The organism is Halomonas sp. SIMBA_159, from assembly GCF_046536035.1.
Lineage (GTDB): Bacteria > Pseudomonadota > Gammaproteobacteria > Pseudomonadales > Halomonadaceae > Vreelandella > Vreelandella venusta_A.
Map to the genome: position 1 here is coordinate 1 of NZ_JAWJBT010000025.1, position 21,204 is coordinate 21,204.

37 protein-coding genes are annotated in these 21,204 nt (G+C 49.2%); 4 read left to right on the forward strand and 33 right to left on the reverse strand.

What is annotated here, in order from left to right; genetic code table 11:
- Positions 1-246 precede the first annotated feature (246 nt).
- Positions 247-1,524 carry a DNA adenine methylase gene (locus R0J87_RS15490; RefSeq protein WP_498887257.1) on the forward strand — a complete coding sequence of 426 codons (1,278 nt, stop codon included), beginning with the start codon at positions 247-249 and terminating at the stop codon, positions 1,522-1,524.
- 572 nt (positions 1,525-2,096) lie between these two features.
- Here R0J87_RS15490 and R0J87_RS15495 read toward each other — a convergent pair.
- On the reverse strand, positions 2,097-2,732 hold the full coding sequence (locus R0J87_RS15495) for a hypothetical protein (RefSeq protein WP_498887259.1): 636 nt from the start codon (positions 2,730-2,732) through the stop codon (positions 2,097-2,099).
- A 620-nt stretch (positions 2,733-3,352) separates the two neighbouring features.
- Complete coding sequence (locus tag R0J87_RS15500; protein WP_498887261.1) at positions 3,353-3,676, reverse strand: hypothetical protein; 324 nt, start codon at positions 3,674-3,676, stop codon at positions 3,353-3,355.
- A gap of 205 nt (positions 3,677-3,881) precedes the next feature.
- On the opposite strand from R0J87_RS15500, the gene R0J87_RS15505 reads away from it, so the two are divergent.
- Positions 3,882-4,253, forward strand: a complete 372-nt coding sequence (locus R0J87_RS15505) for a hypothetical protein (RefSeq protein ID WP_498887263.1) — start codon at positions 3,882-3,884, stop codon at positions 4,251-4,253.
- A gap of 478 nt (positions 4,254-4,731) precedes the next feature.
- Here the strand turns inward: R0J87_RS15505 and R0J87_RS15510 are convergent, their stop codons facing one another.
- Positions 4,732-5,061 carry a hypothetical protein gene (locus tag R0J87_RS15510; RefSeq protein WP_498887265.1) on the reverse strand — a complete coding sequence of 110 codons (330 nt, stop codon included), beginning with the start codon at positions 5,059-5,061 and terminating at the stop codon, positions 4,732-4,734.
- A gap of 116 nt (positions 5,062-5,177) precedes the next feature.
- Between R0J87_RS15510 and R0J87_RS15515 the strand changes: the two genes are divergently transcribed.
- Both R0J87_RS15515 and R0J87_RS15520 read left to right on the forward strand, forming a co-directional pair.
- Entirely contained in the window at positions 5,178-5,447 is a 270-nt protein-coding gene (locus R0J87_RS15515; protein ID WP_498887267.1) for a hypothetical protein, read from the forward strand.
- Between the two features lie 824 nt (positions 5,448-6,271).
- A complete protein-coding gene (locus tag R0J87_RS15520) occupies positions 6,272-6,484 on the forward strand; it encodes a hypothetical protein (protein ID WP_498887269.1) in 213 nt (70 codons plus the stop codon).
- A gap of 747 nt (positions 6,485-7,231) precedes the next feature.
- Here the strand turns inward: R0J87_RS15520 and R0J87_RS15525 are convergent.
- The 30 genes from R0J87_RS15525 to R0J87_RS15670 form a co-directional block, all read right to left on the reverse strand.
- Entirely contained in the window at positions 7,232-7,540 is a 309-nt protein-coding gene (locus tag R0J87_RS15525) for a hypothetical protein (RefSeq protein ID WP_498887271.1), read from the reverse strand.
- The gene (locus tag R0J87_RS15530) at positions 7,537-7,923 is read right to left on the reverse strand and encodes a hypothetical protein (RefSeq protein ID WP_498887273.1); all 387 of its coding nucleotides are present in this window, start codon (positions 7,921-7,923) and stop codon (positions 7,537-7,539) included. Before R0J87_RS15530 ends, R0J87_RS15525 begins: the two co-directional genes overlap by 4 nt.
- Entirely contained in the window at positions 7,916-8,167 is a 252-nt protein-coding gene (locus tag R0J87_RS15535; RefSeq protein ID WP_498887274.1) for a GrxA family glutaredoxin, read from the reverse strand. Before R0J87_RS15535 ends, R0J87_RS15530 begins: the two co-directional genes overlap by 8 nt.
- Positions 8,168-8,181: 14 nt before the next feature.
- Positions 8,182-8,421, reverse strand: coding sequence for a hypothetical protein (locus tag R0J87_RS15540; protein ID WP_498887276.1), 240 nt, complete (start codon positions 8,419-8,421; stop codon positions 8,182-8,184).
- Between the two features lie 422 nt (positions 8,422-8,843).
- Positions 8,844-9,122, reverse strand: coding sequence for a hypothetical protein (locus R0J87_RS15545; RefSeq protein WP_498887277.1), 279 nt, complete (start codon positions 9,120-9,122; stop codon positions 8,844-8,846).
- Entirely contained in the window at positions 9,119-9,499 is a 381-nt protein-coding gene (locus tag R0J87_RS15550; RefSeq protein WP_498887279.1) for a hypothetical protein, read from the reverse strand. The genes R0J87_RS15545 and R0J87_RS15550 overlap by 4 nt, the downstream gene beginning before the upstream one ends.
- 108 nt (positions 9,500-9,607) lie before the next feature.
- Positions 9,608-9,874, reverse strand: a complete 267-nt coding sequence (locus tag R0J87_RS15555) for a hypothetical protein (protein WP_498887281.1) — start codon at positions 9,872-9,874, stop codon at positions 9,608-9,610.
- A gap of 196 nt (positions 9,875-10,070) precedes the next feature.
- Positions 10,071-10,475: a hypothetical protein gene (locus R0J87_RS15560; protein WP_498887282.1), complete on the reverse strand. Its 405-nt coding sequence runs from the start codon at positions 10,473-10,475 to the stop codon at positions 10,071-10,073.
- A gap of 152 nt (positions 10,476-10,627) precedes the next feature.
- Positions 10,628-11,230 carry a hypothetical protein gene (locus tag R0J87_RS15565; protein WP_498887283.1) on the reverse strand — a complete coding sequence of 201 codons (603 nt, stop codon included), beginning with the start codon at positions 11,228-11,230 and terminating at the stop codon, positions 10,628-10,630.
- A 146-nt stretch (positions 11,231-11,376) separates the two neighbouring features.
- The gene (locus R0J87_RS15570; RefSeq protein WP_498887284.1) at positions 11,377-12,204 is read right to left on the reverse strand and encodes a hypothetical protein; all 828 of its coding nucleotides are present in this window, start codon (positions 12,202-12,204) and stop codon (positions 11,377-11,379) included.
- Between the two features lie 100 nt (positions 12,205-12,304).
- Positions 12,305-12,622 (reverse strand): hypothetical protein, encoded by a 318-nt coding sequence (locus R0J87_RS15575; RefSeq protein WP_498887286.1) that lies wholly within the window; start codon positions 12,620-12,622, stop codon positions 12,305-12,307.
- A 10-nt stretch (positions 12,623-12,632) separates the two neighbouring features.
- Positions 12,633-13,187 (reverse strand): 3'-5' exonuclease, encoded by a 555-nt coding sequence (locus tag R0J87_RS15580; RefSeq protein WP_498887287.1) that lies wholly within the window; start codon positions 13,185-13,187, stop codon positions 12,633-12,635.
- Entirely contained in the window at positions 13,165-13,647 is a 483-nt protein-coding gene (locus R0J87_RS15585; RefSeq protein ID WP_498887289.1) for a hypothetical protein, read from the reverse strand. The genes R0J87_RS15580 and R0J87_RS15585 overlap by 23 nt, the downstream gene beginning before the upstream one ends.
- Before the next feature lie 56 nt (positions 13,648-13,703).
- Positions 13,704-14,063: a hypothetical protein gene (locus R0J87_RS15590; protein WP_498887291.1), complete on the reverse strand. Its 360-nt coding sequence runs from the start codon at positions 14,061-14,063 to the stop codon at positions 13,704-13,706.
- Positions 14,064-14,070: 7 nt separating this feature from the next.
- Positions 14,071-14,685, reverse strand: coding sequence for an AAA family ATPase (locus tag R0J87_RS15595; protein WP_498887292.1), 615 nt, complete (start codon positions 14,683-14,685; stop codon positions 14,071-14,073).
- A 9-nt stretch (positions 14,686-14,694) separates the two neighbouring features.
- Positions 14,695-15,192 (reverse strand): dihydrofolate reductase, encoded by a 498-nt coding sequence (locus tag R0J87_RS15600; RefSeq protein WP_498887294.1) that lies wholly within the window; start codon positions 15,190-15,192, stop codon positions 14,695-14,697.
- 40 nt (positions 15,193-15,232) lie between these two features.
- Positions 15,233-15,478: a hypothetical protein gene (locus R0J87_RS15605; RefSeq protein WP_498887296.1), complete on the reverse strand. Its 246-nt coding sequence runs from the start codon at positions 15,476-15,478 to the stop codon at positions 15,233-15,235.
- Positions 15,475-15,936, reverse strand: coding sequence for a hypothetical protein (locus R0J87_RS15610; RefSeq protein ID WP_498887298.1), 462 nt, complete (start codon positions 15,934-15,936; stop codon positions 15,475-15,477). Before R0J87_RS15610 ends, R0J87_RS15605 begins: the two co-directional genes overlap by 4 nt.
- A gap of 84 nt (positions 15,937-16,020) precedes the next feature.
- Positions 16,021-16,341 carry a hypothetical protein gene (locus R0J87_RS15615; protein WP_339118930.1) on the reverse strand — a complete coding sequence of 107 codons (321 nt, stop codon included), beginning with the start codon at positions 16,339-16,341 and terminating at the stop codon, positions 16,021-16,023.
- Positions 16,334-16,606: a hypothetical protein gene (locus R0J87_RS15620; protein ID WP_498887300.1), complete on the reverse strand. Its 273-nt coding sequence runs from the start codon at positions 16,604-16,606 to the stop codon at positions 16,334-16,336. The genes R0J87_RS15615 and R0J87_RS15620 overlap by 8 nt, the downstream gene beginning before the upstream one ends.
- Before the next feature lie 99 nt (positions 16,607-16,705).
- Complete coding sequence (locus R0J87_RS15625) at positions 16,706-17,101, reverse strand: type II toxin-antitoxin system VapC family toxin (RefSeq protein WP_498887301.1); 396 nt, start codon at positions 17,099-17,101, stop codon at positions 16,706-16,708.
- The gene (locus R0J87_RS15630; protein ID WP_498887303.1) at positions 17,098-17,343 is read right to left on the reverse strand and encodes a type II toxin-antitoxin system Phd/YefM family antitoxin; all 246 of its coding nucleotides are present in this window, start codon (positions 17,341-17,343) and stop codon (positions 17,098-17,100) included. The genes R0J87_RS15625 and R0J87_RS15630 overlap by 4 nt, the downstream gene beginning before the upstream one ends.
- An 88-nt stretch (positions 17,344-17,431) precedes the next feature.
- On the reverse strand, positions 17,432-17,926 hold the full coding sequence (locus R0J87_RS15635; protein WP_498887305.1) for a hypothetical protein: 495 nt from the start codon (positions 17,924-17,926) through the stop codon (positions 17,432-17,434).
- A gap of 83 nt (positions 17,927-18,009) precedes the next feature.
- On the reverse strand, positions 18,010-18,705 hold the full coding sequence (locus R0J87_RS15640) for an HD domain-containing protein (RefSeq protein ID WP_498887306.1): 696 nt from the start codon (positions 18,703-18,705) through the stop codon (positions 18,010-18,012).
- 112 nt (positions 18,706-18,817) lie between these two features.
- Entirely contained in the window at positions 18,818-19,180 is a 363-nt protein-coding gene (locus R0J87_RS15645) for a hypothetical protein (protein ID WP_498887308.1), read from the reverse strand.
- Positions 19,177-19,677 carry a ribonuclease HI gene (locus R0J87_RS15650; RefSeq protein ID WP_498887310.1) on the reverse strand — a complete coding sequence of 167 codons (501 nt, stop codon included), beginning with the start codon at positions 19,675-19,677 and terminating at the stop codon, positions 19,177-19,179. The genes R0J87_RS15645 and R0J87_RS15650 overlap by 4 nt, the downstream gene beginning before the upstream one ends.
- Positions 19,674-19,877 (reverse strand): hypothetical protein, encoded by a 204-nt coding sequence (locus R0J87_RS15655; protein WP_498887312.1) that lies wholly within the window; start codon positions 19,875-19,877, stop codon positions 19,674-19,676. The genes R0J87_RS15650 and R0J87_RS15655 overlap by 4 nt, the downstream gene beginning before the upstream one ends.
- Positions 19,874-20,485: a phiTE_072 family protein gene (locus R0J87_RS15660; protein WP_498887313.1), complete on the reverse strand. Its 612-nt coding sequence runs from the start codon at positions 20,483-20,485 to the stop codon at positions 19,874-19,876. Before R0J87_RS15660 ends, R0J87_RS15655 begins: the two co-directional genes overlap by 4 nt.
- Complete coding sequence (locus R0J87_RS15665) at positions 20,482-20,850, reverse strand: hypothetical protein (protein ID WP_498887314.1); 369 nt, start codon at positions 20,848-20,850, stop codon at positions 20,482-20,484. The genes R0J87_RS15660 and R0J87_RS15665 overlap by 4 nt, the downstream gene beginning before the upstream one ends.
- A gap of 3 nt (positions 20,851-20,853) precedes the next feature.
- Entirely contained in the window at positions 20,854-21,120 is a 267-nt protein-coding gene (locus R0J87_RS15670) for a hypothetical protein (RefSeq protein WP_498887315.1), read from the reverse strand.
- Between the last annotated feature and the right edge of the window lie 84 nt (positions 21,121-21,204).

Consider the following 21,204-nt stretch of genomic DNA (forward strand, 5'->3'; position numbering starts at 1 on the left):
ATAACTTGTCACCGGTTGAGTATGAAAGGCGTTACTTTAAGAGCCTAACGGGTGTCTAGAATACCCGGGGCGATTCAGGATGTTTCCATTGAAAAACTTCGTAGCGTTGATGTAAACTATTTTCCAAATGATCTGTCATCAGACCTGCTCCCTTACTGTGTGTGCGGATGGATCTTTATCATATTTTGCTGCAATTGCCAATTTTGCCCACCATAATTTGTATGAAGTGTGGCAATCGGAGGGGTTATGACTGAGGTTAAGCAGCCTGAACTTGGGAATTTGGAATTAAATGCTGGTTTTAATTTAAACGAAATTAATTCGGATAAAAAGTTTGCTTTTAGAGCCTATCCTCAAGTAATTAAATATATGGGTTCTAAAGCGCAGTTATTGCCCTTTATTTCCAGTGCGATCTCGAAGCTACATGTTCCTGGTAAACCTATCGTTGATTTGTTTTCAGGAGCTTGTGCTATTTCTGGTGGTTTTGGCGGTTCTGAGAAAATTATCTCAAATGATATCCAAAGCTACTCCGCTGTTATTTCATCTTGCTATCTTAAGAAAGTTAGCAATATTAGCTCTGATTTAATATTAAGTCTCGCACAGAGTTACTTTGACAAGAATAGTTCACATTTGTCTAATGACTTGAAATACCCAAAGGTTGTTGCTCTTGATGAGTTTCTGAAAATTGAAGCTAAAAATCAAAGCCTAATTGATAAGAGTTTCGAGTTTTCATATCATTTGTTCACTAAAAATTATTCTGGCACTTGGTGGAGTGCTGAGCAATGTTTATGGATTGATTCAATCAAGCAAGCTCTAGACGTGGCTTATAAAGCTAATGATATAACTGAGACAGACTACAATCTTGGTTTGACTTGTCTGATGCATGCTATGGCGTATTCAAGTCAAGGGACCGGCCACTACGCACAGTATCGTGATGCCAAATCAGAATCCTCTATGCATGATATTAATAAATATCGCCAAGCATCTGTGCCGAACTTGTTTTCAAGAAAATTAAATGCACTCGCAATTTGGAACAAAAGTAACGTTGTAGAGTTAGGTCACGAAATTCTTTGTAAGGATTATAGGGATGTTCTTTCCGATCTTGAACCAAGCATAGTCTATGCGGATCCACCTTATGCATTTGTCCATTACTCTAGGTTTTATCATGCAATAGAAACTATTGTTAAATACGATTATCCGACATTGCAGATTAAGAACGGAAAGCTTGTTAAAGGTCGATATCGTGAAGACCGTCATCAAAGCCCTTTCTGTATAAAAACTCAAGTGCGCTCAGCTTTTTCTCAGCTTTTAAGCGGGGTTGCTAAAAGTGGTAGTGACCTAATACTTAGCTACTCGAATACGGGCATGTTAGGTGTGCAAGATATTATCGATATCGCCAACTTGGAAATGGTTGACTACACAATATGGTTTGAGGAGATAGATCACGATCATATGACTATGGGAAGGAAAGGTGATAGATCTAGGGAGGTCAAAGAAGCCTTGATAATGGCGAGGAAGAATGGTTGATATCTTGCTATAAGGTTGAGAATTGCCAGCTTCTGGCCTGGTATAAGGGGACTTTTCCGAACGCTCGGCGAATAGGCGGCTATGCCCACAGCACTTGCTCAAATTTCTAAGACTTTTCTTATTTGAGGGAAGCTATCATCTGCGCTCGCTTTGCGCTGTGGTTATCAAATAGCGCGTTTAAGAGCGTTTAAGCGCTTAGCTATGCGTTCATACTAGCTAAGCGCTGTCGTCGCTTAGAACGCTGTTCTAACGCGTTCTAGCTTGCTTGCTGTGCGATACTTTCAACGTGCGATACATGACGCGCTAATAAGTCGTTTACGTCTTGTTGTGATTTATTCTCACTTAGCGTTAGCAAGTCTAACGCACGATATAAGGAGGATAAGCGATTTATATAAAGCGATTCTATAAAGCGATTATCGTTTGTTATATAAGTTATTGTGTTTTTGTTTTCGTTTATTTCTACTGTTAAAGCGTTATTGCTTAACATTAAAACGCTATTCACTATCTTAAACTTTAACATGCTCAGCGCTCCAATAATAAAAGCGCTAATCCGAAGAGTAGCGCGTTTTTATTTATAGAGAAACGAAGTCTTTATAAACATCGTTATCTTTATTGATTATCATCGGAATTGCATTGGAGCGTGACGCTGTAACGACTCCTAATTCGTGTGCAAACTTTTTAAAGTAGTTAGCTTGCGTCGCTGTCGAATGCTCCATTATTTTTTGAATTTGTTCAACGCTTAATTCGCTATACTCCTTCGCTTTAAGCGCTTGTTGCAGTGCAAGTAGCGCTTTGTCTAGCTTGCTTGCGTCACGATGCGCGCACGCTGTAAGCATGGATTTAAGACGCTTTTTGTATTCACGACTTTGATTCACTGCGCTAGCTAAATCAATGCTACGCTTTAGCGTGTATTGCATTGTTTTAGTGTCTAACTCCAATAGACTAGCGTTGTATTTAGCGTGCGTAACTTCCACTGTTAAATCAGTGTATTCAATCTCCTGCTTTTCTTTCTTAAAGTTGTAGTTATCTAAACGCAGAGTAGCAGCGTTAAAGATGGTTTCTTTCAGTTGCTTAATTTCTGGATTTTTGCTTTCTACTTTTAAAGTAGAGAATTTTTCTGCTAATTGCTTAGCGTTGCTGTCTAGCGCTTCTTTTTTAGGATTAGCAGAGGCGATAACAGTTTTTGCGATCTTGATTAAGTCTTTCATTTTTAAAGCTCCGATTAAATAGATAGAGTTTTTCGTTGTAAAGCGAAGTAAGCGCTTACTTATTTATTTTGTTAAAGAGCAACTAGCTTGTTTCCGCTAGTATCGACGTTTCCGCTGTCGATGTGAGAATATTAAGACAGCGTGACGCGTCACGCAAGCACTTTTTTCACTCTTTTTTAAAAAAATTTCTAGCGCTGCGCAATAAGGAAAAGCGCGTGCGATTATCACAAAGACAAAAGGCGTCAATGCTTTTTATCGTTAAAGCTATAAAAAGTTTTTTCAACGATTGTTTTTATTGACGGCACTTTGAACTCGTGAGGCAAGTTAATAAGGGTGAGGTTTAACCGCAAATAAGGGTGAGGTTTAACCGCATCCGTTAATAAGGTTTAACCGCAAATGTAAATGAGGCTGTCCGCAACCGAGGCTACGTCTTAACCGCAGCCGCCATAGACCCTCAACCGCTATGCCTTGGCACGGTCGGCAAAAATGTAGGTAGAGCCTTTCCCAAAAACCCTTGGCTCGGCGTATTCAAATGTAGGTAGAGCCTTTCCCAAACCACCAAGGCTCCAAGTGCACCAACAAAAGCGCCCACGGGGAGCGCTCCTGTCTTGGTTAGACGGTCATAGTGATAGTGGTAGCGCTTTCGTCTCTCCGGTCGTCTCGCAGATAAACACGTCATGAATCAGGCTGTGGTCTTCCTTAAAGTTGGTCATTAGCGTGGTCATAACGGCAGTCGTCAGATGAATCATCCCTTTGCAGTGAGGCACAAGACTGGCGTCCTTGATGTCTTGCAGCGTAACCGTTAGCGACGCCGTTCCGACGACGACAGTCACACCGCTGATCAGCTCATCATCGGCGTTACGAAGATCCAGTTGCATGATCTCGGGTAGTCTTAGCGGATTACCGACAGTCGATGCGTTGAGATGAAGGTTAAAGACGGTCATTCGAGGCTCCATACGTGTCATAGGTAAACGTGATGTTGTTCCTGAAGTAAGTATGCGATGACTTACTAAGGCACTCACGTAGCCTGGAAGAAAAAGACTGTTTGTTTCGGGAGCCTGGAAGCCTGAAGACCGTGGTAGTTTGCGTTTTATAAATTCTGGCCAGCCATAGTAGCGTAGGTCGTCACCTCACTTAATCGAGACGCACATGAACCAATCTACCAGCATCCAAAACGACATCATTCGCCAAGGCGCTGATATTCTCTTGAAAGCCAATCCTCAGCTCCAAGTGCAGGCTGAGCGAGAATTTCAGATTATTCCTGGTCTTGAGGAAGAGGAGGTTGAGCAGATTCTGGCCGCCAGGAGAATGAGCATTCATGGGGCGCTACAGGCCGAGGCCGATGCGAGGGGTTACAACAGCGCGCTGGAGTTTGCCATGGTGCTTGCGCAAACCCCTGAACCACAGGCAACAGAGATTCTGACAGGTTACTATCGGAAAATAGCCGAGGGTGTGGGCTACAGTCTTGATGAGTTCCTGGCAGACAATCCCGCTATTCGACGCCGTCTTAGAGGTGAGTGAAATGTGTAGGGAGGGCAAATGCGACCCTCCCTTGTGGATGCTTAAAACCGATCTATTTTTCGTTTTAAGCCGCAATAGCAGTCGACCAATACCGACGTAGCGCTCAAGGAAAGAAAACGCCTTGGTGAGCAAATTTGGTGCTCTGGCGAGGGAGTGTGCAGGGAGATGGAGTCACGGATCAGAGTATCCAGCGACTCCTGACATGGTTAGTTAATGAAACCGCGAATAACCCAGCGTCCGATGATTCCAGAAAGATAGGCCACCAAAGGAATCCCAGCGGTGATCATTAAGAAGTTTCTGTATATGTAAGCTGGTGAGTAAGACCAAGCCTGGACAAATTGATAAAAGTCATAAGAGCAGTAAAGAACCCAAATCGCACTGCCTACCATCCATAGTCTGAGCCAGCCTTTCGACATCAGCGCTTGTTCGATCTTGTCTTTCAATTTTACTTTCTCGGTTAAGTTAAGTTGTCAAAACGCTAGTCGTTATAAACCAACCGAATCGCTTCATCGAGCGTTTTGACGTCTTTCATCCCACGTTTGAGTCCGAAGATCGCGTAGACATCGTGCCAGTCGTTGTAGAAGACCTGTTTTCCGTTGTGAGAGAAGACCTCTTCGTAGCGGTGAAAGGCCTTTGAGGTTTCCCAGTTCGGATCGTCTTTGCGCTTCCAGGCGATCTCGTGCAGTCGAGCGCGCTCGGCTTCTTTGGCTCTGAGTGCTTCAAGGTCGACACCCATCAGCCATGCCATCTGCTCGATGGATTCTTGATCGAGAGTCGTCGGGTCGAAATCGGTAGAAAATTGTGACATAAGCATCCTGTTAGGCTCCTGCTGTTCAACACTCCATGTAGTTTCTCTGCAAGAGAGCAGGGGAGCACTCCAAATATCAGCGGTGGATAATCTACGATAATCCAACGGGTGCGCCGATGCCAAACGACCTCGCCGAGATCGAAATTTACATGACCAGCCATCCAGAGCGTGGGCCACGGCTGTTCGTGAAAGCCAAAGGTGCACGGTTACGGGTGAGCCGGAGTTTGTCAGTGGCAGAAGCCGTGGCCATCTGGAGAGGCGAATTCCCTGAGAGCCTTGGTGACATGATGACCGAGGCTCAATACCGAGGATTTCGTGAAGAGCTGTGGTTCAAGGCGGATATGTATCTTCAGCACCTTGGCGCTCAGATTGACCTGAGCCAGTAGGTGAGGGCGGCGCGGCCCGATTTTCCCTTTCTCTCTGAGGCGATTTCTCCGCCAATTATTTCTACTGTTATAAGAACTAAATACCTTCGGAATAGGGTTATATATAGAGGGAATGAGGCATTCAATACAAAAACTCCGCCTACCCCGAGACCCCTCGGTTTTCGCCTCTCAGCAAGTGCCGTGGTGACTGCCTTGGCTGAGCCTCGGTAACAGGAAACCGTGCGGCTTTCTCAGTGCCTTGGTTGATGGATCTTGGCGACTCCGGTGATCCCGTTGCCTTGGCAGATACCTTGGTGGCCACCGCTTCATGTAGGCAAAGCCTTTCCCAATCCCTCGGTCATTAGGCAGGCATCTAGGCAGACCCCACGGCAGCTCCAGGTGAATGTAGGCAAAGCCTTTCCCGATCCCACGGTGATGAGGCAGCGGTAGGTCGGCAGGGCCGCAGCGCCTTGGCTCTCTCGAAAAATGTAGGCAGAGCCTTTCCCGAAGTCCCTTGGCTTGGTAGACGGATGTAGGCAAAGCCTTTCCCGAGGTGAGGGCAGCCAAGGTTCGGTGTGAGGGCGTGGCGATGGCAGAGGCGGCACTCCCGCCAAATTTCCATCCCTCCGCTTTTCCCACCACTATTCCAATCTTTACCACACGGTCTCTACCTACTGGCAATTCTCACAAGGCTCTACCTCCTACACGACACCAATTCTTCTCTCCGGTGAGTGATCTGGCTTTCCTGATCAGGCTGTCTCTTACACGGCTCTCTCATAGAGTGGTCTCTCCGAGGCTTGTTTCTTTCTCTCTGGCATCAGGTTTCTCTCTCCGAGGCTGATTCTTTGGTTCTGGTCGTGTTGATTTGCTCTCCGGGGATTTCGTTTCTCTCTGAGGAGGTTGAGCCTGATCCGATGAGCCTTGGAAAAAGTGGTCTTGTTTTTGTGGTGTTCGGGAAAAATAAGCCGGAGTGCCTGAGCCTTGTGAAAATCAGACCTTGTTTTGTGGTGTTCGGCGGAATTCTGGAGGTCAGCGGAACAGCCTGGGACACGCGGTAGCCTGAGTCTGAAGAGACCGTGTCTTGGCTGGTCTGCTTTCCCTGAGCCTGCGAAGGGGGAAACCCTCTGTTCCGAGGATTTCAGTGAGGCTGAGTTTTTGTATTGAATGCCTCACTCCCTCTATATAAATATCCTCTCCGAAGGTCTTGTATTACTTGTAGGCAAAAATTTGGTTGGAAAATTGGAGCTGCGGCGTCTGCCTAACCTCCGAGATCACTGAGGCAGAGTTTTTGTATTGAATGCCTCATTCCCTCTATATAAATACCTATTCCGAAGTAATTAGTAATAATACAAGTAAGGGAAATTGGTCGGAGTGAGCGGGCGGCCGCCGAGCCTTCTGCCTGTCTCATCGTCTCTCTGAGCGCTCCTGAGCATGATCGGGGTGTGTGCGATTTCCTGATCCTTGCGTTGGATGCTTGAGTGCGTCGGGAAGCTGTCAAATTTCCTCTGAGAGACGTTTCCCAGCTAGATGCTAGTCAGCGTATGTCTCGGATCGGGAAACGTCTCAGAACGCATTTTTCGCGCTTGGTATAAGTCTGAAAAAATCGCTCAAAAAGTTGACGTTACGTTGACGTGGTTTTTGCCTGTTTTGAGGTTGATTACGCAAAAGAAAACCCCCGTGTCATGGGGGTTTCAGCGCGATTGATGAGGTCAAAATGAAACGTCACATTCGTTCTTATACTTGGCCTCGAAACGTCACATTTTTCAGCCTTAGTATAAGAGGCGAAATGCCTCCTTTTATTGACGTCATGGGTAGAGCGAATCGTTTACGTCCTGCTGATAGGCTTCGTCACTGGTCGGGTCGAAATCATCGCCATCGCCATCTGAGTCGAAGTTGGCAATGGCATCCAAGTCGAAGTCTTCAGACACGATAATCTCTGGCAACACCGGATCACAGTAAGGGCAACGGCAGGGTCTCAGGTTTGGCCCTGGGTCATTGACGCAGCCCTCATAAAGAACCTCACCTCTGTCAACACGAGCCTGCTGATTAGCCTCATTCTCTCGACGAAGACGATCAAGAACGTGTTGCGGGTAATGGTCGAAGAAATCGGTCATGACCGGATCGACTTTTCTGGCCGCACGCATTTCATTCCGAGGTGATCGAGCAAATCACACATGGCTTGCTGAGAGTGAAATCGACCTTTGGACTTTGCAAACTTCTCCGCCAATTCTGCGGTCTTTTTCATGTGATTGATGGCTTCGATCATGGTTGGGAAATCTCCGATGTGGCCTGCTGCTTGTCGGGCTTGCTGTAGATACTGCATGGCTTGACGTTCATCAGCACGGGCGTCAAAGAGTTGTTGCTGAGCGATGGCTAATTGAGAAGCCAGGTCAGATTCACTTTGCGTCATGCAAGGCGCTTGACCACTATGGCGAAGACAGTCTTCGTGACGTTCGTCATGGAAGACGCAGAGGGCAATGTCATTGGCTTCAATCATGGACAACGTTCTCGGCTTTCATCTTGGCCTCAAACTCGGTGAATCCCCCGACATGAATGCCTTCGACGAATATCTGAGGGACCGTCTCAACCGGCTTACCAACGGTCTTTTGCAGATCCGCTTTAGTCATTCCGTGCCGTGCGAGATCGATATAAATGGTCTCTGCCGTCTCGATAGATTCGGCCAGCTCTTTTGCTTTGGTGCAGAAGGGGCAGTTTTCTCTGCCATAGATCGTAATTAACATGACGATTGTCCTGGTTACATGAAGTGAATCATTGCTTGGGTTACGGTGATTTTGTGCTCTTTGGCGTATGCCTCAATTTTTGCCATCCTCTGCGCATTTTCGATGGCTACACGGGCCTGCTTTGTCTGCTTCGCATTTGACTTAAACATCGCCTTCTTAGGCGGGTTGGTGTTCTTGGCACCTTTAACCGCATAAACGCTGTTCTTGATGACCGCAGAATTAGGTTCGTGCTTATGCTTTTTTCTTCTAGGCATGATGGTCCCTTGTGTTTGAGCTACACACGCATCGTGAATCAATTCTAAAAGGTAGTCAGCACTTACTTATTCTGATGGCTCCTTTCATCTGCCACAAGCTCTGTTGCTTGGTTTTTGTTACGCATCATGCTTATACTTAGGGAAGAGGCCAGTTGTGGTAGTAGAGAGGCCGAAACTCTCGAACGGCAGCAGTCTCGTTTCAGTGAAGTCTTTGCCTGGAGCATAGCATCGGAGGTTAAGGAGCGACCTCAGATCACTACCTCCGGGCTTATTTTGGGCAAAGACAGTAAGTAAGCGTTGACTTACTAGGAGACTTGTTGGTATTTTGATCTTGCGGTAGGGTTTCGCCATGACCCTAAACCCAGTCTCTAAACCAACAAGCCTCCAACCCTCGGAGGCTTATTTTTTTGGGAACAGACGGTCTAGTTTTCCCAGCGAGCGTAGCACTGGCGAGCGTAGCAAAAAGCCAGATGCTTTAAGAAGTGATGAATATCCCCGCCTTGAAAGTCGATATGGCTGAGCATGTTCATGATGGTTACTTTTTCATGATCTTTAGCCTTTTGGATCAGCCCAATCACAGTCTCGGTATCTATCAAGTGAATGTTCCCATTCACCTCTGCCTCATAAATCTGGTTTTCCAGATCCTTCTCCTCAAAAAACGTCTTCAACCATTTTCCAGGGTTGGTCGCTTGAAGAGTCATGCGGCTTCCTCCGCTTGATGCTGGCGTTCAGCGCTGGCCATCTGTCCCATCACCCAAATGATCGACTGCATCCGGTGCACACTAAGGCCATTCAGGTGTTCGTATTCACTGACAAACCGGTCATATAGCCCGCACTCCACGCTGAATTCACCGTAAGAGCGCGACTCGTTCGGGGCAAAGGTCATGATTTTGATGCAGCGCTCTCTGGGCGAATGAGCAAAAGCGTGCAGGATGCCGCTGCGCTCGTCTTCAAAGACCTCGATATGATCGAAGGTGTGGCGAAAGTGCACCGCGCCGACGCGAGGAATGTGAACCGTGTTGTTACCGCCTGAAGAGGGGTGGATAGACAGGTCGAGAGTTATGCGGTTGATATTCATCGTTTTATCCTGCGTTTGTGTGTGTAAGTGAATGATGAATCACACAGGACAGGCGCTCACTGCACCCATAAAAAACCCCTCGCCTGGAGGGGTTCTTGTTGACGAAGATTAGACTTCTTCGGCGACTTCTTCGGCCGTCGCTTGCGCGTCTTCAGCAGTCTCAACGGCTTCCGGCTCCTGAACCTTCAGGATGCCCATTTTAAACAGCAGGCCCATGTCCACGACATTCTGTTGACCTTCGCTATCGGCTACCTGGAATTTGTCGAAGCCAGGTTGGCCGACGGATTGAGCGAACAGATGCGCGGCTTCAATCGGGTTGGATGCTTGCACGACGCCGGTCATGGTCACGCGGAAGACTTGGTTTTCTTGGTTCATTGAGAATTTCTCTGTGAGTTGGAAAGGCACGGCTTATCTTATAGTAAGTAATTGGTTACTTACCATAGCACAGAGCAAAAAAAAGCGGCTCATGTGAGCCGCATCGGAGTTATCAAACGAAAGACGTTCGATGGAGTGAATAATAAGTGAAGATGTCAGGGGTAGCAACGACTTAGTATGGCGATCAATAGGCGTTTCAGACGCATTCTTCATGTTCGGCGTGAATGGAGCCTCTTGTGTCTTTTCCCGAAAGCGCATTAGCAAGAGCGAGTATGGCGGCCACGGGATCGTTGCCATGAGCAATCTCACGAAGCTGCTCGGCAAGTTGGCTTTTTAGCTCGACCACAAAGGCGCTGTCGTAAGCCAGGAGACTCACGTATTCGCGCTGAAGAACCTTAGCATCCATCGGATGCCGGTAGCTGTCAGACTTCTCGGCGATGAGTATATCTTCGCTTATGTGTCGGCGACCCTCTCGGGTGTGGATGAAGTAGATCGGCTTTCGCCCGTCACTCTGCATCACGTAATCGGCTTTTTCAGCGGTGAAGGGCGAAACACGAATAGCTCTTGGTCGCCTAACAAACAACTGATCAATGTCGGTCACAATGTATACCTTTAATGTTAGTAATCGCTTACTTACTATTGTTGGCTGAAATGTCCATTTTTGCGTTCTAAGCGCTTTTAGTTGAGAGCAATATCAGCGCTAGTCTTAATCTGGGAAACGTCTCTGAGAGCAAATCTGAGCGTTTCCCAGCATCAAAAACTGTTCTGCTTCACTCGCAGGATATGACAGACGTCAATTCCCTGCTTTCCTCGCGCAAGACGGTAGTCGGTCAGCTCTTTCTCTAGCTCGGTAATCTCGAAAAAGCTGTCCGAGGCGGTGCCAGACAGCCGACCAGGGTGTGTCGAGTATGGCTCGCCGATAAATACGATCTTAAACTGCCGACCGCAACGGATAGCCTCAATGACGGCACGGGTAGCTTCCTCTCCGGCCGGTGGCCACCCCATGATCAAAACCTCAAAGTTAAAGCCCTGAACTGCCTGAATAGCGCTCATATCGATGACGTCGGCAACAAGCCCAGCATTGCTGCCGTCATGAGAGCTGAAACGGCTAGTGGAGGTCACATCAACGCCGTGATCTCGCAGCGCTTGAGTCAACCAACCTCGCCCTGCAAATACCTCAAGGCACTTCTTTCCGGTCAGCTCGCTAGCCAGCGCCTTGGTCCATGCCTTATCAACCAACGTCCACATGCCCGCTTCATATCGAAAAGAGTCTCTTTGCTCGGCAGTGTGATCGAAGCGAAAGGGCACTTTGCCACTGCCAATGTCCACTCGGTTTGGATAACTTATACCGCTCATACGCACCTCATAGCCGTAAAAATGGGGCATCATGTAGATGCCCCGCACACACACAGCCCACTCGCTGTTGTCATCAGGCTTTCGCCTTTCGGAATGACCCCTCAAGATCATTTCGAGAGGCGGGGCGGTTGGCCCCAGCCTCAGAGTTAAGCTGCCTTCTTGAGATCAATAAAGCGCTCAATCATGGGGTGATCCGACATTAGCCTGCCATCGGCGTTGATCAGTTCAAAAACCGAGAGCAGTTTCATGACCTGACCGGTTTGCGCGTTTGCAGTGCCCATTGTGTAGCTCTTGCCTGGGTTGCTGAGATAGCGGTTGCGAAGAGAGGCGGAGGAAATAACACCTTCTTCGACCAGCAGGCTAAACGCGATAGACGTGTAAACTGAAAGCGAGTGGCCGCGAACCCACCAATCCATCAAGTTGACCACTTTCTCTCGGGTCTTCTTTGGAATCGTATCGCAAGCGGCCAGGATTCTGGCCTTTGTCACCTCTGCCTCTTCCGCCGCTATAAAGCCCCAATGGGCGTCACTGGCCGCTACTTTGGCATCCAGCACGTCAGCCACATTGATAGCCTCTTTTGAAGCACTGGCGGCCACTGAGGGGCGCTTTGTCAGCTTTTTAGTAGCCTCTTTGCCAATGCTCATCTTATTGGCTTCTGCTTCCTCCTCTGAAAGAGCGGCCTGCTCAAGACGCGCTTCCCGCTCTGCGGTCTTGAGTTCTTTTTCCACCTCATCAATAGAAACCTCAACTTCGCTTTCGGCTTCTTCGGTGACTTCCTCAGCCTCAGCCTCAGCCTCAGCCTCATCAATCTCCTCGGCGGTCAGCTCTTCTTGTGCGGCCTCCAAAATCTCCTCTTCCTCGACAACAGGCGCGCTCTCTTCGGTTTCAAAATCCAGCTCATCCAAAGCATCCAAGGCATCCACTTCGCTGAAGATGGCATCGATTTCGCTGATCTGGACAGTTGCGTTTGCCATGATAAAACTCCTAGTGGTTGTTCACTGCGTGTGTTTGTCTGCTTACATTTATGATTTTACGCAACAGATAGCGGCATGTTTGACGATTTTTGCATCTTTTTTAAGGCTCAAACTCTTCGATTCCGGCACACATGAGTCGACCTTTTACAGCCTCCTTCAGAGCATCCCAAACGATTCCGAGCAACATGAAAGGCCCAAAAGTCACGATGGAGAGGCGCATTGCAAACGCCTCCATTTCGGTAAGGTCGGGATCTCTCTGTATCTCATTCTTGAGAGCCGACAGACCGTTTTTGATTGCAAAAATGCCACCTAACGGCAGCCAAAAAATGAGAGCTAAATAGCTCTTCGCAGACACCGCGAAATTGCTTGGCACGTCGTCAGGAAAGATACGATAGCTTAGGCATTTCGATTTTTTCATAAGTCACCGGTTACTTATCAAAAGGCGTAAGAAGAAAGCCAGGGTAGTCCTTACGAGCCTTAAAGAAGCACTTCATCATCAGCGCCACGTCGTAAAGCGCCGAGTGTGCTCGTTCAAGGTCATACTCAAAGCCCAAGGAGTTCGCTAGCTCTCTAAGGCTGGGGGCTTTGCCATCTGGAGTCGCCCATTTACAACTGAGCATGGTGTCGCAGATTTGAACGTCCGGCAGCTCCAGTCCGACCCGATCCATTTCTACCAAAAGGAAGGGGAGGTCAAACCCGATGCCGTTATGGGCGACCACCAAGTCGACACGGCCAAAGAGCTTAACGATTTTGGGGGCAATGTCGGCCCATACTGGCTTACCTCGCAAGTCTTCAAGCGTGATTTTATGAACAGCCTGAGCCTTCGGGTCGATGCTGCGCTTCGGGTCGATCCGCTGTTCATACTTGCCCAGCGCTTTGCCCGTGTGAAGGTCATGGACAATACCCGCAAACTCGATAATTCGATGACCGTTCTCAGCGGAAAGACCTGTGGTCTCAAGGTCAAATCCGAGCACTGTCGGCATGGTCAATTGCTCCTGTCTCATAGAGGCTGAGTAGAGGCTTAAAGCCTCCGTTGGTTATTTCTTTGATGGTCGCTTTCATACGATCACGCGCCAACTTAGCCGGAAGCACCTTGTCGGACAGATCAATTCGCCGCACTCGCTTAATGTCGCCGGTTGATGTGCGCATAATCACAGATAGGCTTTCGTCGCTGCGATGCAGTGAAATTAAGGTATAGGGGTGCTTCCGAAGTGCGTGATATTCAAAAGGCACTCGGTCATCCCCCAGGCGACGTGCCTCTTGAATGAATTCGCGCCACTCTTCGCTGGTCAGTCCAGCCATGCACTCCCAAAGGGTGTCGAGCATGAGGTTCATTTCTCGGTGAGTGATTCGGCCGATGTCATAGAGGTTTAGTATTCGACTCAGCTCGTCCATCGCCTTTCTTTCTAGCTCTTCTTCTTTGGTCGGGAGGTCTTCAATCATTACCGCTCTCCTGTAAGTCTCTGAGAGCATTTTCAAAGAGTTTGAAGCGGGGTTCTTCACCCCGCAGATACATCGCCTGACACCGTGGAGACATTTCCGCCAACGCCGCCACAGTCCACATCGCCCGAGATTGTCGAGACATTTCCGGCAACATCGCCACAGTCCACATCGCCGCTTTTAGTCGATAGGTTTCTAACTGACCCAAAGACTTCCACATCGCCGCTCATCGACTCGATATGATCAACATCGCCATGAACCGTGACGCTAACCGGCCCTAAGAGCTTCCCATTCACCTCGACACCATCGACATACACGGATCCATCATCAGTGATGCCTATAGAGCTTCCGGTGAACTCTCGACCATCGATAACGACGCGATTTCTTCGTTTACCAAAGTGTGCTTGGAAAATTTTCATGACGACCTCAGTGAATGAGCCGTTCCAACGCAGCATCGCGCTGAGCTTCGGCAATGATGGTGTCGATTTTGTCGTTGCGAGCTGCCAACCCGCTGATTTGATCGCCGATGAAACTCACCGGGCATTTCATATTTCCGTTCAACACCAAGCCTTTGATGATTGCTTGGAGCTGGAAATTCCAGGCCCATGAGTAAGCTGCCTTTTCGTGAGCATCGGGAGCTTTTGGAGGCTCGAAGCCGTTGCCCACCACGATCAGCTTGTCAAAAAAGGCAGACTGCGCCTGATAACACTGGTTGATGATCAACTTCACCGTTTCGCTCTCGATGTCGGATACGGCGTGAGGCATGTAGCTCAGGGTGTAGGCCGCCACATCGATGAACGTCCGGTCAGTGATGTAGTTGGTATCAGCCTCATCAAGCAAGTTGATGCAGTGCTTGACCATGTTCTGCTGAATGTTTAGGCGATCTGCAAAGGGCATGATTTCGTTAGGGCTGGCCCCAAAGGCACGCAGCACCTCAGACAAGCGCATATCCACGTATTTCATGCGCCACTTAGAAGCAACATGCTTGGCCAGGGTCGTCTTGCCAGATTTGTGTGCACCGGAAATACCAAATCGATTCATGATTTACTCTCAGAAAAGGTCGTTGCGAAGGTAGGTGTGAACGTTGGCAGAGTCGGTCAGTCGCTCTACGGACACTTCGGAATAAGACGACTGGCGATCCATGTTGGGAAAGAAGGTGTCGGCCTCATCGGCCGACTCGTTGACACGCGTCAAGATGACCTTGTGGGCCAATCCACCCTCGATCACCTGACGATAGACGTCGCCACCTCCAATCACGCAGAGTTGACCTACGTAGCAGCCGACACACTCCTTAATCACGTCACTCAGGCTCTCGCGAACCTCAACTGCTTGATCAAAGAAGGTGTCAGGGTTGCGCGTTAGCACGAAATGTCTCCGGTTGGGCAACAAGCCAGGAAGCGACTGGAAGGTTCGACGACCCATCACAATCGGATTGCCCTCAGTGACCTTGCGAAACAGCTTCATGTCCTCAGAGATACGCCAGATAAGGTCGTTATGCTGACCAATCTCCCAGTTCAAACCTGCCAGAGCGATAGCGATAATTTTCATATTACCCTCAGTAACTTGTTACTTACTAATCAGGCCAAAATCAATTCAATAAGCCGCGACGGTCGAGAAGGGCTTCGATACGCTTTTCACGCTCCTCGACCATCTCTTTGAAGGATTCGGGCTTGTCAGCAAATCGCTTCGTGCTTAGCGCGGTCACTTTGATTTCTTTGCGCAACTTCGTGACAGAGGAGGGCGCAGGGCGTCCTAGATCTGCCTTGCGATTGCCCATGAAAAAGTCACCGGAGTAGAGACGGATACCCAAATTCTCAGGCTTGATCGTGTTCATTCGCTCAGCTCCACCACGCTGCCAGTTTCTTCATCAAAGCCCTTGATGTGCTTGCACAGCTCGTTATGAAGCATCTTGAAGGCTTGCTTCATGTGCGGGTCAATCGGCATGGAGGGGACGCCGGATGTTGTCGCTTCTGACCAGCGCTTAATATCCGCGTTTAGCTTGGAGACGGTTAGGAAGGCCATGACCATAGTGGGTGCGATGTCTTCCGATACCGCTCGCTCGATACCCTTCAGGCGAGAAAGCTGCTGTTTAAGCTGGTCGTTTTCAGCTTTGGTAGCGCGCATCACCGCAGCGTCATCCAAATAGTCACTGACCAACCGATCATGAACCCCTTCAAGCTCATTCAGCTTGGCAGAGAGTGTGGCGTTCAGCGCTTTAGCTTTCATCAGCTCAAAGCGAACCTTCTGATCTGCTGCGCCACTGGCGCGATGAATCATAAATACGTCAACCATTTCAGTGCTCCATTGCGTTTGTGTGTAGGAAGATTATCGTCAGTTTTGCTCAGGTAGTCAGTAAGCTATTACTTACTATTTTGGTCAATCAAAAGCGCGGCATGACGCTAGCTGCCTAAGCGCCTCTTTCTCATTGGCTTGAGCGCGGGCGGCCTCTTGGCGCAGCTTCTCGATGTCGATCCAGAAGCTCTTGCAAAGGTAGTCAAAAAAGACAGAAGCCGATTCGTGAAGGTCGCCCTCAAAGTGGAGTTTGCCATCTTTCTCGAATAACCGACCAATAGGGCCATTGAGGCTGATCACAAGCTCACTCGGAGCCTCCACTTTGAACGCTGCCGTATGGCAAAGAGCTGCCGGGATCCCAGCAGCTTTAATGTCCAGTGCCAATGTTTTATCCAGATCAGTCATTTCCGGTCATTTCTCCCAGTTGTTCTACTTGCGCCTCAAGCTGCTCAATCGTGGCTTCAAGCGCTTTGATGTGCCGAATGTAGACGTCAGAGGGCTTACCATCCTCCTTACGCGCCTCTTCGTAGTCGATGTCCAGTGCGTCGCCGATCTTGAGCAGCGTTTCCCAGAGAGCTTCTTTCTCTGCGACAAGTCGCTCGCATTCGCAGCCAGGGCATTGGCTATAGCCCACGTAAGGGGATTGGGTGTGTTTTTCACAGGCAGCCATGACAGTCTCCAGATCATCGTAATCAGCGCAGTATTGCAGCTATCAAAAAGGGGCGCGAGGCCCCTTTGCTTTTCAAGTATAAGTAATCGGTTACTTAATCTACAAGCCGTAAATTAACTTTATCACGTTGCCGGACGCATCATATCGTTGCAGCTCTCTGTCGCCTGTTATCAAAGTGAAGCTTTCTACGGTGGCCTGAGCAATCAAAAGTCGGTCGAAGGGATCTGCGTGATGCCTGGGCATGTGTTGGACTGGCAGGGTGTGTTGGGGCAGCACTGCCAGAGGCTTAACAAAGGTGCCCTCCAAGCGCCCCATCACAGTAGAGGCTTTGAGATTCAGCTTTCCATTGCCTGCCTTGATAGCGATTTCCCAGAGAGAAACGGCGCTATAGCGAACCTCATCGGCTTGATCGAGAAGTGTTCGCACGCCAGCGTTGATTCGCTCATCGCCCGCCAGGAGCCAGATAATGATGTTGGTGTCGAGCAGCAGCTTCATCCCAAGTTATCCTCGCAAAATGCCGCTAGAGCTTCGTTATCTAGCGGGGCATCCCACCCCTCGATGTAATCAATTTCGCCTCTCATACAGCCGAATAGATCGGATACAGTGGACTTTTGCTCCACCGGAACCAGCCTAACCATCGGCTTACCGCGTCGAGCGATGACGACATCTTCACCGGCCAGCGCTCGCTCTATCAGCTTGGACAGTTGGGACTTGGCATCATGAACGTTGACGTCCATGCCTGACTCCTTGTTAGCTAAGTTGTTAGCTAAGTCTAGCGCTGAAGGGTTGGCGCGTCCATTACGCTCCTGCACCCAATCCCATCGACTACTTGGAAGTCAACGACGAAATAGAACCCGCATAAACCTCGTCGGCATCTGCTCTGGCAATAGTCTCTGACTCAGGATTGGAAATGAACGAAGCCACCTCCTCGGGTTCGGAGTATTCGGCGGCCATGCTCGCTCTCAAAGTCTCAATTCGCTCAAGCTCTGCGGGATCGGTCACTAGGTCAAACTGCACAGACCAATCCTCAACATGACCCGTCTCCCAATCTCGGCTTAGGTTGGTCATCGTCGCCCGATAAACGCCACCCTCTACAAGCGCGTCAGGGATAATAAATGAGGCTTCAGCGCCTAAATTTGAAACGTCTTCGTCGACGAAATCAAATTCGGTCGACACGTAATGGACGAGGGCGAGGCCGGAAATGATCATGCCGTCGTCGCTAATGCCAAAGTTGACCCCTGAAGGCCGCTCGCAACGGTAAAAAACCTCGTTTTTGGGCTGCTTGGTTTGCGTTGATAGGCTAAAAAGCGCTTCTTTCATGACGGTATTCCTCTCAGTGAGAGCAGTGTGTCGGATAGTCAGTATCGCAAGTTAAAAAGCGGGGCTATCTAGCCCCGCAGAGGTCAGTGAGTCAAAAATTCACGCCTGATTTTGTCATCGGCATCACGCACTTCGTATCCAACACCCATTGGCTGCTTGTCGATAACTCCCCAGGCTTCTTTTTCCGAATATACCGTCTCTTTTCTGTTGCCATTGATGTAGACGCGATACGTTCTTTCCCGACGCATTTCCTTCTCGACCTTCACCTTTTCCATGCCCGAATGGCATAGTTGATTGGCTTCTACCCAGAGATCAGCATGGCCACCCTCCAGAACCTTGAGTAAGTGCGCCTTTTCTTGCAGGTAAATCGTCGCAAAATCCAGGTCATGGTCGACAATCGTTTTTGTGTTGTCGATGAGGTCGGCCAACTTAATGGTCTTGGCCTCATATGGAGCGTGGCTCAGCCGCTCGCACTCTATTTGCTTTCGAGTCGCACGATTGCCGTCGGCCGGCGTTTGCATATCGCTCAGCCAATCAACCAGAGTCGCAACTTCAAGGCCGAACTCTTTCTGAATAGCCGACAGACCGATGCTCGTGTCTTCAACGACATCGTGGAGATATGCGGCGGCAATCATCGTATCGGTTCCGCCATGCTCTCGAACCATGTCGGCGACGCGATAGGGGTGAGTGTGATAAGGCTCAAAGGTATATTTACGCCTCTGATCGATGGCCATGTGTGCGGCTTTTGCAAAGAGAGCTGCGCGTTCTACCAAGTTCATGATTTTCATCCATTCGTTGACAGGTAAGGTGAAAGGGTAAGGCGTTTAATAAATCAGAAAAGGGTAGTTTTGTTACATCGTGAAACTGCCCAAGTGGCATAGAGGGTTGTTTTTACGTGAACGTGTCCAGATGACCGCGTATGAAAGCCAGCTCAAGAGCTGTCAGTTGACGCCGCTTTTCTCCCCCAACCAATTGACCAAAGGCGTCATTGCGATGCCGAAGTCGCTGATAGAGCTTTACCCGCAACTCCTCGGTGGCCGGTCGACTTTTTCCGATGGGGTGGATCGAGTGATACTCAAAGTAGTCATGCACCTTTACATCTTTGCTCGACTGCCACGCTTCGGGCCAAACCAGCGCAATCCGTAGAGACGTCTTCAACTTTTCAAGGGTTTCGATGGTTTTTAGTTGATGGGTAATCAGTTGCTCTACGTGGGCCAACGTGTTCGCTATGTTCTCAGGTGAGCGATCCTTCATGACGCCACCTCAGAAGGCCCATAGATGGTTGAGCAGCTATTCGACTGCCGAATAATCCGGTCTCGCGTGAGGCGCATGTGTCGTTTGGCCTCTTTATCACACCAAGTGTTGACCGATGACCTTGCGCACTTGACCCCCTGGTGACCTTTTACCCACTTTAGCTTCACATGCTTAGCTCCCCGCATCTTCAACGCCTCTGCGCGCTTCTCGATGGACTTCATCGCCCCCTGGCAATCCGACTCGATCACCACGATCTGATTGGTAACGTCCAGGCTGGTCTCGATGTAGTCCAGCGCTTTCTCAAGCGCGACAATCTCGGCAAAATGGCTGTCCTTGACGCTAAACAGCGCCCCAGAGAGGCGCTGAGTGATGGCGGGAACTCCGTGCTTCATCCAAACTGCCCAGCCTCCAGCGAGTGTTTTGGGGCAGTGTGAGGCGTCACAGAAGACAGTGATAAATTGCGGCCGACGATCTGCTAGGTGTTGGTAGCTGTTCATGCGGCCACCTCAACAACCAAACGACACTTAATGTCGGTGATCTCAATGAAAATGCCAGAGTGTCTTTCTACCCAGCTAATAACGTCACTAATGTCTTTGCCAATGGCCCACTTCATTGACCAAGTGGATTCGACAACCACACCGTCACAAGTGGCAATGTGAGCGCTTCGGTTATGAGGGAGGTTAAGTTTGTAAATCATGCAGCCAACTCCTTGGCATCAAACACCTTGCGAAGCTCAACCAGCACAATGGGCCATACGTTTTCCCAGAAGTAGAGCGTATTGCCCTTCGGTGAGGTGAGTATTGGCATCTGAGAAATATCGTCGTCGTAAAGCGCACTCGTAAGGCTCACAAAGTCGCCACGCCCTCCATACCAAGAGATGTCATTCAGGGAGTCGAAGAACTCTCTCTCAGTGGTCGCGTCGATATTGGCCAGCTCATCCCAGTATTCACGCGCTTGCTCAGCGGTCAGCTCATCCTCACGGCGGCGCTCAAGCACCGTTTTGCGAATGCCATTTATTGTCTGTTCTGCATCAAATACGTAAAGGTCATCGCAACCCAATAGCTTGTTCATGGCGTAATCGAAATTGAGCTTGCCGAGAAAGTCGATGAACGATCCGTCGCCAACATGAGTCCAGGTGTGTGACCAGGGGCCAAAGTCTCCGCTAATCTGAATCGTGCCGCCATTCACTAGACTTTCACTGTTGCCTTTGAAAGTGTCGACAGTCACATACGTTGTGCCGCCGTGACGAGAAATGGCAAGCTGGGTGACCTGCTTGACACGGCAGGTGTAATTTACCTCGCTCATTTGCTATCTCCGCGCTCTTTGCTGGCTTTTTCAATCTCCTTCTCAAGCAGCGACACCCAACGAAGAGCCGCGTCATCGTTCTTCTTGATCACCGAATGGCGATTCTCGGAGATCATCTTGAGAGTGTTGACCATATAAGCCACGTCCATTTTCTCAAGCGGCATGACGCCACCTTTTTTCGAGCTGGACAGCCAGACCCGTAGGTCTGCGGCTTTTCGATAACCCTCGGAAGTTTTCGGAAGCTCTTTGGCTTTTGATAAGCGATCCTGAAGACTCAAACCTATGGTTGGTTCACCTTTAGTTGAGGCTTCTTTTTTGGGTGAGGTTAAAAAGCCAAGCGCACCCCATGAGGTATTTGTGTTCACGATTTAACCCTTACTAATCAGGTTTAGGGCGTTTAGCCATTGGAATTTGAGGTCGGGGTTTAACTTCAATGCCTCAACTTCGTCACGGTGGACAGCGTGGATCGCTGACTTAGCCGACAAGCTATCCATGTATTCCAACAGGGTGTAATGGTCGCCATTGACCCCAGGCCAGTAGCCGCTCTTTAACGCCTCTGAGTAGTGTTCCCGCAGGTCTTTTGCTTTGGCTTGAAGTAGAAGATCGCTGGGATTGAGCTTTATTTGTGGTTGCATGTGCTGCACTCCATGTGTGTGAAGTGTCATTATCTGGATTGAAAAGGAGGGGAAATAGCGCGAAGTTGCACACTTCGCGCTCGA